At 71.2% G+C, this 12,995-nt stretch carries 11 protein-coding genes and 1 pseudogene; 3 read left to right on the top strand and 9 right to left on the bottom strand.

Features of this window, described 5'->3' with window-relative positions; all coding sequences use genetic code 11:
* Together A3IG_RS29830 and A3IG_RS0115030 are read left to right on the top strand one after the other, a co-directional pair.
* On the top strand, nt 1–1,446 hold a 1,446-nt coding region (locus A3IG_RS29830), incomplete at its 5' end, for a transketolase C-terminal domain-containing protein (protein WP_018384400.1).
* Nucleotides 1,443–2,843, top strand: coding sequence for an aspartate aminotransferase family protein (locus A3IG_RS0115030; protein WP_018384399.1), 1,401 nt, complete (start codon nt 1,443–1,445; stop codon nt 2,841–2,843). The genes A3IG_RS29830 and A3IG_RS0115030, both read left to right, overlap by 4 nt.
* 94 nt (nt 2,844–2,937) lie before the next feature.
* On the opposite strand, the gene A3IG_RS0115025 is transcribed toward A3IG_RS0115030, so the two are convergent.
* From A3IG_RS0115025 to A3IG_RS0115020, 3 genes and pseudogenes are all read right to left on the bottom strand, one after another.
* Entirely contained in the window at nt 2,938–3,375 is a 438-nt protein-coding gene (locus tag A3IG_RS0115025; protein ID WP_040911528.1) for a nuclear transport factor 2 family protein, read from the bottom strand.
* Nucleotides 3,376–3,521: 146 nt separating this feature from the next.
* A pseudogene (locus A3IG_RS35245) lies at nt 3,522–3,821 on the bottom strand (hypothetical protein); the annotation flags it as partial.
* Between the two features lie 9 nt (nt 3,822–3,830).
* A complete protein-coding gene (locus A3IG_RS0115020; protein WP_026220281.1) occupies nt 3,831–4,322 on the bottom strand; it encodes a GNAT family N-acetyltransferase in 492 nt (163 codons plus the stop codon).
* 158 nt (nt 4,323–4,480) lie between these two features.
* On the opposite strand from A3IG_RS0115020, the gene A3IG_RS31955 reads away from it, so the two are divergent.
* Nucleotides 4,481–4,813: a hypothetical protein gene (locus A3IG_RS31955; protein ID WP_018384396.1), complete on the top strand. Its 333-nt coding sequence runs from the start codon at nt 4,481–4,483 to the stop codon at nt 4,811–4,813.
* 97 nt (nt 4,814–4,910) lie between these two features.
* Here the strand turns inward: A3IG_RS31955 and A3IG_RS0115010 are convergent, their stop codons facing one another.
* From A3IG_RS0115010 to A3IG_RS0114985, 6 genes are all read right to left on the bottom strand, one after another.
* Entirely contained in the window at nt 4,911–5,915 is a 1,005-nt protein-coding gene (locus A3IG_RS0115010; protein ID WP_018384395.1) for a sugar phosphate isomerase/epimerase family protein, read from the bottom strand.
* A gap of 93 nt (nt 5,916–6,008) precedes the next feature.
* On the bottom strand, nt 6,009–7,253 hold the full coding sequence (locus A3IG_RS0115005; protein ID WP_018384394.1) for a Gfo/Idh/MocA family protein: 1,245 nt from the start codon (nt 7,251–7,253) through the stop codon (nt 6,009–6,011).
* Nucleotides 7,254–7,545: 292 nt separating this feature from the next.
* Nucleotides 7,546–8,604, bottom strand: coding sequence for a substrate-binding domain-containing protein (locus A3IG_RS0115000; protein ID WP_018384393.1), 1,059 nt, complete (start codon nt 8,602–8,604; stop codon nt 7,546–7,548).
* A 43-nt stretch (nt 8,605–8,647) separates the two neighbouring features.
* Nucleotides 8,648–9,664, bottom strand: coding sequence for an ABC transporter permease (locus A3IG_RS0114995; protein WP_026220280.1), 1,017 nt, complete (start codon nt 9,662–9,664; stop codon nt 8,648–8,650).
* 32 nt (nt 9,665–9,696) lie between these two features.
* Nucleotides 9,697–11,187 carry a sugar ABC transporter ATP-binding protein gene (locus tag A3IG_RS0114990; protein ID WP_040911538.1) on the bottom strand — a complete coding sequence of 497 codons (1,491 nt, stop codon included), beginning with the start codon at nt 11,185–11,187 and terminating at the stop codon, nt 9,697–9,699.
* 503 nt (nt 11,188–11,690) lie between these two features.
* The gene (locus A3IG_RS0114985) at nt 11,691–12,872 is read right to left on the bottom strand and encodes an ROK family transcriptional regulator (RefSeq protein WP_018384390.1); all 1,182 of its coding nucleotides are present in this window, start codon (nt 12,870–12,872) and stop codon (nt 11,691–11,693) included.
* Between the last annotated feature and the right edge of the window lie 123 nt (nt 12,873–12,995).

Below are 12,995 nucleotides of genomic sequence, written 5' to 3'. Positions count from 1 at the left end.
GAGCGGTCGTATGCCCCGACGATCGGGGGGTTGGCGAACCATCTGGCGACGTTGCGGACGACGGATGGGTATGAGCGGTTCCTGGCTCGGGGGAAGGATTTGCTGGGTCGGACCCCGGTGATCGGGCAGCCGATTTACGAGTCGTTGCACGGGGCGAAGAAGGGGTTGAAGGATTTCATTGCCCCGCAGGGGATGTTCGAGGATTTGGGTTTGAAGTATGTGGGGCCGATTGACGGGCATGATGTGGGTGCTTTGGAGTCGGCGTTGTTGCGGGCGAAGCGTTTTGGTGGGCCGGTGATNGTGCATTGTTTGACGGAGAAGGGTCGGGGTTATGAGCCGGCGGAGCGGGATGAGGCGGATCGTTTTCATGCGGTGCCGTTGATTCATCCGGATTCGGGGTTGCCGGTGTCGCGGGGTGGGGTGGACTGGACGTCGGTGTTCGGTGCGGAGATGGTGCGGTTGGGGCGTGAGCGTGATGATGTGGTGGCGGTGACGGCGGCGATGTTGCAGCCGGTGGGGTTGGGTCCTTTCGCGAAGGAGTTCCCTGAGCGGGTGTTTGATGTGGGGATCGCGGAGCAGCATGCGGCGACGTCGGCGGCGGGGTTGGCGACGGGTGGGTTGCATCCGGTGGTGGCGTTGTATTCGACGTTCTTGAATCGTGCGTTTGATCAGGTGTTGATGGATGTGGCGTTGCATGGGTGTGGGGTGACGTTCGTGTTGGATCGTGCGGGTGTGACGGGTCCGGATGGGGCGTCGCACCATGGGATGTGGGATATGTCGGTGTTGCAGGTGGTGCCGGGGTTGCGGTTGGCGGCTCCTCGGGATGCGGAGCAGTTGCGGTTGTTGTTGCGGGAGGCGGTGGGGGTGGCGGACGCGCCGACGGTGGTGCGGTTCGCCAAGGGTGCGGTGGGTGAGCCGGTGCCGGCGGTGGGCCGGATCGGGGGGATGGACGTGCTGGCTGCCACGGGCACCGGCCCCGGGGACACCGTCTCTCACACCGCCACTGGTGTGGTTGATGGTGTGGTGGATGGTGTGGGTGTGCGGGCGGATGTGTTGGTGGTGGCGGTGGGTGTGATGGCGTCGGTGTGTGTGGAGGTGGCGGGGTTGTTGGGTGCGCAGGGGATCACGGCGACGGTGGTGGATCCGCGGTGGGTCAAGCCGGTGGATGAGGTGTTGCCGGGGTTGGCGCGGGAGCATCGTGTGGTGGTGACGGTGGAGGACAATGTGCGTACTGGTGGTGTGGGTGCGGCGGTGGCGCAGGTGTTGCGGGACGCGGGGGTGGACGTGCCGGTGCGGGACTTCGGTCTGCCTGAGCGGTTCTTGGACCATGGGTCACGCTCGGAGATCCTCGCCGAGGTCGGACTCACCGCCCCCGACATCGCCCGCCAGGTGGACGCACTGGTCCGTAAGCTGGACGCCGTACAGGAGGGCGAGGATCGGCCATGACCACCGGCACCCCATCCTCCGGATTCGACCTCGGCAAGCTGTTGGCCGAGCGCGGCGGGGAGCGTTACGCCCTGCACTCCCGGTACCTGAACCACCAGTTGCCGCGGATGCTGCACACCATCGGCTTCGACAAGGTCTACCAGCGGGCCGAGGGAGCCTACTTCTGGGACGAGCACGGCGAGGACTACCTCGACATGCTCGCCGGCTTCGGCGTGTGCGGCCTCGGCCGCCACCACCCGGTGGTCCGCCAGGCGCTGCACGACGTGCTGGACGCCGGCCTCGCCGACCTCACCCGGTTCGACTGCCCACCGCTGCCCGGACTGCTCGCGGAACAGCTCCTGCTCCACAGCCCCCACCTGGACCGGGTGTTCTTCTGCAACAGCGGCACCGAGGCCGTCGAGAGCGCGCTGAAGTTCGCCCGGTACGCCACCGGCCGGCGCCGCGTCCTGTACTGCGAGCACGCCTTCCACGGGCTGACCACCGGGGCGCTCTCGGTCAACGGGGAGACAGGCTTCCGGACCGGGTTCGACCCGTTGCTGCCCGACACCCCGGTGCCGCTCGGCGACCTGGAGGCCCTCCGCAGGGAACTGCGCAAGGGGGACGTGGCTGCGCTGATCGTCGAGCCCATCCAGGGCAAGGGGGTGCACGAGGCACCCCGGGGGTACCTGGCCGCCGCGCAGGAGCTGTTGCACCGGAGCAAGGCGCTCCTCATCGTGGACGAGGTGCAGACCGGGCTGGGGCGCACCGGCGACTTCTACGCCTACCAGCACGAGGAAGGCGTGGAACCGGACATCGTGGCCGTCGCCAAGGCGCTGTCCGGCGGCTACGTCCCGGTCGGCGCGGCTGTGACCAAGGGCTGGATCTTCGAGAAGGTCTACTCCTCGATGGACCGGGTGCTGGTGCACTCGGCGAGCTTCGGTTCCAACGCCCAGGCGATGGCCGCGGGGCTGGCCACGCTCGCCGTGATGCGGGACGAGAAAGTCGTGGAGAACGCCAGGGTCACCGGTGAGCTGTTGAAGAAACGACTGACGGCACTGGTGGACCAGTACGAGCTGCTGCACGACGTCCGTGGCCGCGGGCTGATGATCGGTATCGAGTTCGGCCGGCCGCGTTCGTTGAAGCTGCGCAGCGGCTGGTCGATGCTCCAGGCGGCGCGCAAGGGCCTGTTCGCCCAGATGGTGGTGGTGCCGCTGTTCCAGCGGCACCGCATTCTCACCCAGGTCTCCGGGGACCGGCTGGAAGTGATCAAACTCATCCCGCCGTTGATCATCGGGGAGGCCGAGGTGGACCGTTTCGTCCGGGCCTTCGTGGACGTGATGGACGACGCCCACCGCGGCAGCGGACTGATGTGGGACTTCGGGCGCACCCTGATCAGGCAGGCCGTCAACAACCGCTGATCCCCGCCCCCGGCCGGCGACGGGCCGGGGGCGGGGGACCGGATGTGGTCGCAGTCCTCAGTGAGTGGCTGCGACCGGCGGACGCACATCGGTCTCAGGGCGTGGCGCAGGCGTCGGCGATGGCCTGGGTGTCCCAGTAGAACGGACGGACCTCGGTGATCTGCCCGTCCCTGACCGTGATCGTCTGCAGGATGGGGAAGCTGAGTTCCCGGCCGGTCGCCCGAGCGCGAGCACGGACCTGGGTGAGCACGACCGCGGTCTCGCCCGTGGCGAGGAACTCCTGCTCCACCATGTCGAACGCTTCCCAGACCTGCCCCATCGCGAGGAAGAACTGCGCCATTCCGTCGTGCCCGCGCCAGGTACCTCCGTAGGGCAGGGCATCCGCCTGGTGCAGCTCGACGTTCGGTGCGAAGAAGGGGGCGAGCACCTCGAACGAGGCCTCGCCGGGGCCTCCGGCCGCGAGGTACTCCGCCTCGGCCGCGTACATGCCGGACAGGACGGTCATGGGGTCCTTCGTGGATGACATCGTCATGCGGCCAGCATGACCAGTGACGCCCCGCCGGGCTGGCGGAAGTCGGACGTCGATGCGCGACACGGTCACGTCCGCACCACGCCCCGTGCACGACCGCGGTGGGGCACGACGGCCCGTAGGTCCCACCGGCAGCGACTCCCGCGGGCGCACCGACCCGGGACCAGGTCCAGCGCCACCATGACCGGCTGTTCGCGGCGGAACTCCACCCAGGGGCCGATCGGCACCGCCACCACGGCCCCGCTGCCCGCCCCGTGGCAGCCAGCGCCGCCACCCGGGCCGGCCCGGAGTCCAGCGCCAGGACCGCCATCAAGGGGAACGCGCCGAAGCCGAGCCCGGTGCCGTACGCGCTGACGGCATGAGCGGCCCACACACCGTCCGAACCGGCGCCCCAGTCCCCGCCCACTGCCATGCCTGACGCAGCCCCCGCCGGCCGCGCGAGTCCTCAGCGCTCGAGGTCAGGTCAGCAGCGCCTCGTAGTACCGGACGCGGTCGTCCGCCCCGACCAGACGCATCCCGGCCGCGGTCATCACGCGTTGGGAGGCGAGGTTGTCCAGGTCGGCGTCGCCCTTGACGCGGGCGATGCCGGACTCACGGGCGAACGTCAGCAGTGCCCGCAGGGCCTCGGACGCATATCCCCGGCCGCGGGCGGAGGGCACCAGGCCGTAACCGACCGTGACGCTGCCGTCCTCGTCAACCGGCCCGTGGAAGCCCACACCGCCGATCGCGCACCCGTCCTCGCGGCGCCGGATCTGGTACGTGCCGGGATGCCACACGCCGTCCCCCGCCGCGCGGAACGTCAGGAAGTGTCGGGCCACCCTGACGTCCCCGTCCATGGGATACTCCGGTGCCCAGCACGCCGTCGCCTCCGGCGTCCCGGACACCAGCCCCTCGGCGTCGGCGGCACTCAGCCGGTGAAGCCTGAGCCGCTCAGTCAGAAGATCGCCCATGACAGGTCTGGATAGCACGGGCCGCGGGCGGACCGCACCTGATTATCGGCCCGGGCCGGAACCGGACCCCCGCGGGCGGGGGTGGACCTGCCCTCCAGGTGTCCTCGAGAGGCAGTGCCGATTCTTGGCCGCGAGCCGTGTGAGGAGGACACCGCACCATGACCTTCATTCCGTGGGACGCGAAGTTCGAGGACGTGCTCCGGGCCAGCCTGACGGCGTTGGAACCGGTCAGCCCGCTGGAGCCGGAGGTCGAGCTGGCGGAGTACGGGCTCGACCGGGCGGGCGCGGCAGCCATCGCCCGAAGGCTGGAGGAGACCTACTGCGTGGCGCTGCCCGATGGCGTCGTGACCGTCAGGACCACCCCGGGTGTGCTGTGGAGCGCCGTGCAGGACGCCGTGGAGGCGGTGTGGCGGCTGGACCCGCTGCCGCTCGCCTTCGGGAACCCGACCACGGGGGTCCGCGAGCTGACCCCCGTGGTCCCGGGGCTGTGACCCGGCGGCGCTGACGCCGCGCCCTCCGGCAGAACCGGCCGCGCCGCACGGGCCCACTGGTCCGCCACGGCGCGGCCGACGCACGTCGTGGAACTGGTCAGCGCCCGCTGTCGAACGCCGCGTCGAACGAGGCGGTGGGCGGGGGGAAGTCCAGCCTGCGCAGGTAGGCCAGGGCCTCAGGGGCGCCGGCGAGACGGTCCATCCCGGCGTCCTCCCACTCCACGGAGATCGGTCCCTGGTAACCGATGGAGTTGAGCATCCGGAACACGTCCTCCCACGGCACGTCGCCGTGGCCGGCGGAGACGAAGTCCCAGCCGCGGCGGGGGTCACCCCACGGCAGGTGGGACCCCAGACGCCCGTTCCTGCCGTCCAGCCTCTTCCGGGCCTCCTTGCAGTCCACGTGGTAGATCCGCTCGCGGAAGTCGTAGAGGAAGCCGACCGGGTCGAGGTCCTGCCAGACGAAGTGACTGGGGTCGAAGTTGAGCCCGAACGCCGGACGGTGGTCCACCGCCTCCATGGCCCGCTGGGTGGTCCAGTAGTCGTAGGCGATCTCCGACGGGTGCACCTCGTGGGCGAAGCGCACCCCCTCGGCGTCGAAGACGTCCAGGATCGGGTTCCAGCGCTCGGCGAAGTCGGCGTACCCGCGGTCGATCATCGACGGTGGAGCCGGCGGGAACATCGCCACGGTGTGCCAGATCGAGGAGCCGGTGAACCCGACGACCGTCCTCACCCCGAACGCCGCCGCGGCCCGCGCGGTGTCGCACATCTCGGCGGCGGCCCGGCGGCGCACGCCCTCGGGTTCGCCGTCGCCCCAGATCCTGGACGGCAGGATGCCCTGGTGCCGTTCGTCGATCGGGTGGTCGCACACCGCCTGACCGACCAGGTGGTTGGAGATCGCCCAGCACCGGAGCCCGTACTTCTCCAGCAGGGCGCGCCGGCCGTCGAGGTAGCCGTCCTCGGACAGGGCGCGGTCCACCTCGAAGTGGTCGCCCCAGCAGGCCAGTTCCAGGCCGTCGTAGCCGAACTCGCGGGCCAGCCGGCAGACCTCCTCCAGGGGAAGGTCGGCCCACTGGCCGGTGAACAGGGTGAAGGGTCGGGACAAGGAAGCCTCCGAGGGACGTCATTGACCGGACGGGGCCGGGACCGTGGACGGGGAACGGGACGGAGCGGTGGGGACCGGCGCGGGACGGTGTGGTCAGGGGGTCAGTGCCGGCTCCGGTGGCGCGGGGACCGGGGTGAAGGCGCTGTCGTTCGCGGCGCTGTGCTCCACCGCGGCCAGCACCCGCTGGACCTGGAGCCCGTCGGCGAACGACGGCTCGGCGTGGTGCCCGCCGGCGACCGCCAGGACCAGGTCCCGGGCCTGGTGCACGAAGGTGTGCTCGTAGCCGAGCCCGTGACCAGGCGGCCACCACGCCTCCAGGTACGGGTGTTCCGACTCGGTGACCAGGATGCGGCGGAACCCCGCGTCGGCCACCGGTTGGGTCTGGTCGTGGAACTCGAGTTCGTTGAGCCGTTCCAGGTCGAACGCGAGACTGCCGCGTTCCCCGTTCAGCTCGATGCGCAGCGCGTTCTTCCGGCCGGTCGCGAACCTGGTGGCCTCGAACGACGCGAGGGCACCCGAGGCGAACCGTCCGGTGAACAACGCCGCGTCGTCCACCGTGACCTGCCCGCGCGGCGCCCGGGCTCCGCCCGGCTCGGCCGGGGCCCGGTCACCGGCGCCGGAGGACAGCGGACCGCTCGTCCCCGCCGGCAGCGGACGGGTGTGCACGAACGTCTCGGTCAGCGCGGACACCCCGGTGAGTGGCTCGCCGACGAGGAACTGCGCCAGGTCCACGATGTGCGCGCCGAGGTCCCCCAGCGCTCCGGACCCGGCCTGCTCCCGGCGCAGCCGCCACACCATCGGCGCTTCCGGATCGGAGAGCCAGTCCTGCAGGTAGGCGGCGCGGACGTGCCGCAGCGTGCCGATCCGCCCCCGCCGCACCAACTCCCGGGCGTACGCCAGCGCGGGAACCCGCCGGTAGTTGAAGCCCACCATGGCCACCACGCCCCTGGCCCGGGCCTCGGCGGCGGCCTCGGCCATGGCCTCCGCCTCCGCCACGCTGTTCGCCAGCGGCTTCTCACACAGCACGTGCTTGCCGGCGGCGAGCGCGGCCAGGGCGATCTCGGCGTGACTGTCCCCGGGCGTGCAGATGTCCACCAACTGCACGTCGTCCCGGGCGACCAGGGCCCGCCAGTCGGTCTCGGCGGCGGCCCAGCCGTGACGGTGGGCGGCGGAACGCACGGCCGTGGCGTCCCGACCGCAGATCGCGGCCATCACCGGCCGCAGCGGCAGGTCGAAGACGCGGCTCGCGGTGCGCCAGCCCTGGGAGTGGGCCGCGCCCATGAAGGCGTATCCGACCATGCCCACCCCCAGGGTGGGCGTGCCCTGCTGACTGTCCATGGGTCTCCTAGCGAGGGGACCACCGGCTCCGACCGGTGGTGGGGGAATCGCTTCCCGTGCCTGTGATGTCTTCCTTCGGTTCGGCTCAGGACCAGTTCGGGGGGTGACCGCGGGCCGCCGTTCACGAGCCGACCGTCCGGTGGGGAGAGCGACGTCACGGCTCCCACCCGTGCGGCGACGGCCGGCCCGGTGGTGCCCTCCGGAGCGGGGCCGGCGGCTGCGGTGCGCCACGACCGGTGGGCCGGCGCCGGGGCCGGGTTGGCCCCGGGCCGCACGCCCGAGCTGGGTCCGGTCAGCGGAAGCCGGTGGACAGGTAGTCGTCCACGTTGTCCTTGGTCACCACCGCCGAGTAGAGGGTGATGGAGCTGGGTATCTCCAGCTCGGCCAGGCCCCCGACGCCCTTGCCCTGCCCCAGTGCCCTGGCCAGGTCGATCGCCGAGGCGGCCATCGTCGGCGGGTACAGCACGGTGGCCTTGAGCACGGTGTTGTCGGCCTTGATGGCGTCCATGGCGCGGCGCGACCCCGCGCCGCCGACCATCAGGAACTCCTTGCGGCCAGCCTGGGCGATGGCCCGTTCCGCGCCCACGCCCTGGTCGTCGTCGTGGTTCCACAGCGCGTCGAACTTGGACTCGGCCTGGAGGAGCTGGGCCATCTTCGCCTGGCCCGACTCGACCGTGAACTCCGCGGCCTGCCGGGCCACCTTCTTGATGTTCGGGTAGTTCTTCAGGGCGTCGTCGAAGCCCTGGGTGCGCTGCCGGGTCAGCTCCAGGTTGTCCATGCCGGCGAGCTCCACCACCTTGGCGTTGCGCACGTCCTTGAGCTGCTCGCCGATGTAGTGCCCGGCGTTGAGACCCATTCCGTAGTTGTCGCCGCCGATCCAGGTGCGGTACGCCTGCGGGGAGTTGAAGACGCGGTCGAGGTTGATGACGGGGATGCCGGCGCGCATGGCCTTGAGCCCGACCTGGGTCAGGGCCTTGCCGTCGGCGGGGAGGATGATCAGGACATCGACCTTCTTGTTGATCAGCGTCTCGATCTGGCCGATCTGCTGGGCGGTGTCGTTGGAGCCCTCGGTGATCTCCAGGGTGACGTCCGAGTAGGTCTTCGCCCGGTTCTTGGCCTGCTCGTTGATGGCGTTGAGCCAGCCGTGGTCGGCCTGGGGGCCGGCGAAGCCGATGGTCACCGGCTTGCCGGCCTTGTCGGACGCCGGCTGGGCGGCGGGCTGGGTGCTGTCGTCGCTGTCGTTGCTCTCGTTGCTGGTGCACGCGGACAGGGCCGCGGTGGCGGACAGGGCGGCGCCGCCCAGCAGCAGACCGCGTCGGCTGGGGAGGGCGGGGCGTGGGCGAGCTCTCATCGGACGGCCTTTCTGGCTACGTGAGGGTGGGAGGCGGAACGGGTCACGTTTCGGTGGTGCCGGACGGCCTGCGCTGCACCAGCACGGCGGCGACGATGATCGCCCCCTTGGCTATCTGCTGGGCGTCGCTCTGCAGGTTGTTCAGGGCGAAGATGTTGGTGATCGTGGTGAAGATGAGCACACCGAGGACCGACCCGGTGATGGTGCCCCGGCCGCCACTGAGGAGGGTGCCGCCGATGATCGCGGCGGCGATGGCGTCGAGTTCGTACAGGTTGCCGTTGGTGTTCTGGCCGGAGCCGGTCATCACGATCAGCATGAACGCGGCGATGCCGCAGCACAGACCGGACAGGAGGTAGAGGTACAGCCGGTGCCGCCGCACGTCGATGCCGGCGAGGCGGGCCGCCTCCGCGTTGCCGCCGACCGCCACGGTGCGCCGGCCGAACGTGGTGCGCTTGAGCAGCAGCCAGCCCAGCACCGTCACTCCGGCGAAGATCAGGACCAGCGGGGGGACACCCAGGATGTAGGACTCCTCGTAGCCCAGCTCCAGGACGGTCTTGCTGTCCACCACCTGGGTCTTGCCGTCGCTGATCAGGAGCGCAAGGCCACGGGCCGAGGCCAGCATGGCCAGGGTGGCGATGAACGGCACCATCCGGCCGTAGGCGATCAGCAGCCCGTTGACCAGGCCGCAACCCACTCCGACCGCCACCGCACAGAACAGGATGCCGCCGGCGCCGTACTCCTGGGTGGCCACCGTGGTGGCCCAGACCGTGGAGAGGGCCACGATGGCGCCCACCGACAGGTCGATGCCCCCACTGGTGATCACGAACGTCATGCCGACGGTGACCACGCCGATCACCGAGGACTGGGTGAGCACCAGGGTGAGGTTGTCGGTGCTCAGGAACTGGTCGGGCTCGGTGAAGCCGCCCACCGCGACCAGCGCCGCCAGCACCGCGAGCAGGGTGAGGTTGCGCACGTCGAGCACCCGCAGCACGGTGGACACCGAACCGCCCGGTGGTGGCGGTTGGGCGGGGGTGGGCGGCGGCTGCTTGCGCAGCATCACGCCGGTCACGGGTTCTCGGCTGTTGCCGGTGCTCACGACGGGCTCCCTTCCATGACAAGGTCGAGGACGCGGTGTTCGTCCAGTTCGGTGGCCGGTCCCTGATGGACGGTCCGGCCCTCGCGGAGCACCAGCACCCGGTCCGCCAGGCCAAGTACCTCCGGTACCTCGCTGGAGACCAGCAGCACGGCGAGGCCCTCGTCGGCCAGGCGCCGGATCACCGCGTACAGCTCGGCCCTCGCCCCGACGTCAACGCCTCGGGTGGGCTCGTCGAGGAGCAGCACCCGGCAGCCACGGAGCAACCAGCGGGCCAGCACGGCCTTCTGCTGGTTTCCGCCGGACAGGGTGCGCACGGGACGGTCGGGGTCGTCGGGGTGCAGGGACAGCTCGCGGGTGCGGGCCCGGGCCGCCTCCCGTTCCCGTCGGCTGTCCAGCCATCCGGCGCGGGAGAACCGGTTCAGGCAGGACAGCGAGACGTTGCGGGTGACGGACTCCAACATCAGCAGCCCCTGGGTCTTGCGTTCCTCGGGGGCGAGTCCGAGTCCGGCCCGCACCGCCGCCTGCACGCTGCCTGGGCGCAGGGGCCGGCCGTCCACCAGCACCCGGCCCGCGGTGGGCCTGCGGGCGCCGTAGATGGTCTCCAGGATCTCCGTGCGACCCGATCCCACCAGGCCGGCGAGGCCGACGATCTCACCCGGGTGGACGTCCAGGTCCACGGGTGCGAACTCGCCCTCGCGGGCCAGTCCCTCCACCCGCAGCACCGGTTCCCCGGCGGGCTGCGCCTGCGCTTCGGGCCGTTCGGGGAACACGTACTCCACCGAGCGGCCGGTCATCAGGGCGACCACGTCACGGGTGGGGGTGGTGCGGGCGGGCAGCCCGCGGGCCGCGGTGCGACCGTCCTTGAGCACGGTCACCCGGTCACCGATCCGGCGGATCTCCTCGAGCCGGTGCGAGATGTAGACGACGCTGACCCCGTCCGCCGTCAGGTCGCTGACGATCCGGAAGAGGTTGTCCACCTCGTCGTGGTCCAGCACCGCGGAGGGCTCGTCCATCACGATCAGCCGGACGTCGTGGGAGAGCGCCCGGGCCATGCTCACCACCTGCTTCGCCGCCGCCGGCAGCTCTCCGAGCGGCCGGGACGGCGAGATCTCCGGGTGGCCGAGGCGCGCCAGCAGCTCCGCGGTGGCGGCCTGGGCGCGCCCGGGGTGTAGCACTCCCACGGTGGCGAACTCGTGGCCGAGGAACACGTTCTCCGCGACGGAGAGGCCGTCCACCAGGTCCAACTCCTGGTAGATGGTGGCGATGCCGAGCCGCATGGCGGCGATCGGGGAGGCCAGGGTGACCGGCTCGCCGCGCCAGTGGATGGTGCCGGCGTCCGGGCGGTGGGCCCCGGCGAGCACCTTGATCAGGGTGGACTTGCCGGCTCCGTTCTGGCCGAGCAGGCAGTGCACCTCTCCCGCGGCCACCTCCAGGTCGACGCCGTCCAGGGCGCGGACGCCGGGGAAGGTCTTGACGATGCCGTCCATCAGCAACAGCGGGGGACCACCGGGCCCCTCGGCGGTGGTGGACGCGTCGGCGGTGGGCGGGTTCGGTGAGTCGGGGGGAGGCGTCGGCGGCTCGGGCGCGACCACGGGGTCCTCCTGGGGCAACGGGTCGGTCGGTTGGGTGGGTGTTCGTCGGGCCGCCGTCCTTCGGTGGCCGCGGGGTGACGAGCGTGGTGACGGGGACGGCGGGGTGGGCAGCCGGTGTGCCGTTCGGGCCGGGACGACTGGGGTGCAGACGTGCGGAGGGCGCGGCGCGGCGGCCGGGGGAGTGCGGAGTTGACTCGGGGTGACGGGTGTGACGGAAGGGTGGGGCGGGCGTTGGTGGGATCAGTTGATCAAAGCATGACAATCAGTGGGGTGCTGTGCTTGACCGGTCGGGCCGGGGCGGCGGGACCGGGTGGATGGTCAGCCTGGGTGGGGTTCGTGCCGCGGGGTGGTCGCGTGCGCGCTGTTGTCCGTGGGTGTGGTGGTCAGGGGGGCGGTGGTCAGGCCGGGGAGAAGATGTGGTCGCTGATCAGGCGGGTTGCGCCCACCGCTCCGGCGAGCGGTCCGAGTTCGCTGAGCGCGATGGGCAGGTTGCCGGTCGCCAGCGGCAGCGACTGGCGGTAGACCTGGCTGCGGATGCTGGCCAACAGGGTGTGGCCGAGGCCGGTGAGGCCACCGCCGATCACGACGAGTCCCGGGTTGAAGAAGCTCACCAGGCCGGCGATGACCTGCCCGGTGCGGCTCCCGCCCTGACGGATCAGCCCGATCGACACCGAGTCCCCGCCGGCCGCCGCGGCGGCCACGTCGGAGGCCTCGAGCCGCCCTTGCTCGGCGAGCCGGGCGGCAAGACCGGGGGACTCTCCCGAGGTGGCGACGGCCAGGGCGTCCCTGGCCAGCGCGCCGCCGCCGAAGTACGCCTCCAGGCAGCCCCGGCTGCCGCAGGCGCAGACCAGCCCCTCGGGCACCACCTGGACGTGTCCGATGTCGCCGGCGCTCCCGGTGACGCCCCGGTAGACCTCGCCGTTGACCACGATGCCGCAGCCGATCCCGGTGCCGATCTTGACGAAGAGGAAGTCGCGCACCGAGCGCGCCACCCCGGCGTGCTGTTCGCCCAACGCCATCAGGTTCACGTCGTTGTCCACCAGCACCGGGCAGCCGAGCTCCTGGCTCATCGCCTCGCGGACCGGGAAGCCGTCCCACCCCGGCATGATCGGAGGGGCCACCGGAACGCCCTCGGGGAAGCGCACCGGTCCGGGGATGCCGACCCCGGCCCCGTCGAACTGCTCCGCGACCCCGGAGTCCCGCAGCTTGGCGGCCATGGCGAGCACCTGCTCGAAGACCGCGACGGGACCCTCCCGGACGTCCATCGGCTGGGTGAGGTGGCCGAGCACCTCGAGCTCCGGGTTGGTGACCGCGACGTCCACCGAGGTGGCGCCGATGTCGATGCCGAGGAAGCGGAGCGAGGGGGCCAGCCGCAGGTTGTGCGACCGCCGACCGCCACGCGACGCGGCCAGGCCGTCCGGCACGGCCAGACCGGTCTGGAGCAGTCGGTCCACCTCCACCGCGAGCTTGGAGCGGGAGAGCTCCACCTGGTCGCCGAGCTGGGCCCGGGACTGCGGACCCTGGTCGCGCAACAGACGCAGCAGTCGTGCCTGGTCCGCGTTCGCGGGCCGTGCCGTCATTCGCCTCACGCCACCCCTCCCGACCCCGTCGGACTCTGCGGCCCCGCGGCCGCTCCTGTGGGGGCGGCCGATCTTTCACGGGGACCGTAGCACCGTTGGTTTGAGTGAGGAAGAACTTTGGGC

The sequence above is a fragment of the Wenjunlia vitaminophila DSM 41686 genome, assembly GCF_000380165.1.
Lineage (GTDB): Bacteria > Actinomycetota > Actinomycetes > Streptomycetales > Streptomycetaceae > Wenjunlia > Wenjunlia vitaminophila.
This window is presented reverse-complemented; position numbering and strand designations above follow the sequence as displayed.

Bases quoted from the DNA above. Each gene is read 5' to 3' on its own strand.
- A3IG_RS0115005 (WP_018384394.1), bottom strand. From the start codon at position 7,253: ATGGACAGTCAGCAGGGCACGCCCACCCTGGGGGTGGGCATGGTCGGA.
- A3IG_RS0114990 (WP_040911538.1), bottom strand. From the start codon at position 11,187: ATGGACGGCATCGTCAAGACCTTCCCCGGCGTCCGCGCCCTGGACGGC.
- A3IG_RS0115025 (WP_040911528.1), bottom strand. From the start codon at position 3,375: ATGACGATGTCATCCACGAAGGACCCCATGACCGTCCTGTCCGGCATG.
- A3IG_RS0114985 (WP_018384390.1), bottom strand. From the start codon at position 12,872: ATGACGGCACGGCCCGCGAACGCGGACCAGGCACGACTGCTGCGTCTG.
- A3IG_RS0115000 (WP_018384393.1), bottom strand. From the start codon at position 8,604: ATGAGAGCTCGCCCACGCCCCGCCCTCCCCAGCCGACGCGGTCTGCTG.
- A3IG_RS31955 (WP_018384396.1), top strand. From the start codon at position 4,481: ATGACCTTCATTCCGTGGGACGCGAAGTTCGAGGACGTGCTCCGGGCC.
- A3IG_RS0115020 (WP_026220281.1), bottom strand. From the start codon at position 4,322: ATGGGCGATCTTCTGACTGAGCGGCTCAGGCTTCACCGGCTGAGTGCC.
- A3IG_RS0115030 (WP_018384399.1), top strand. From the start codon at position 1,443: ATGACCACCGGCACCCCATCCTCCGGATTCGACCTCGGCAAGCTGTTG.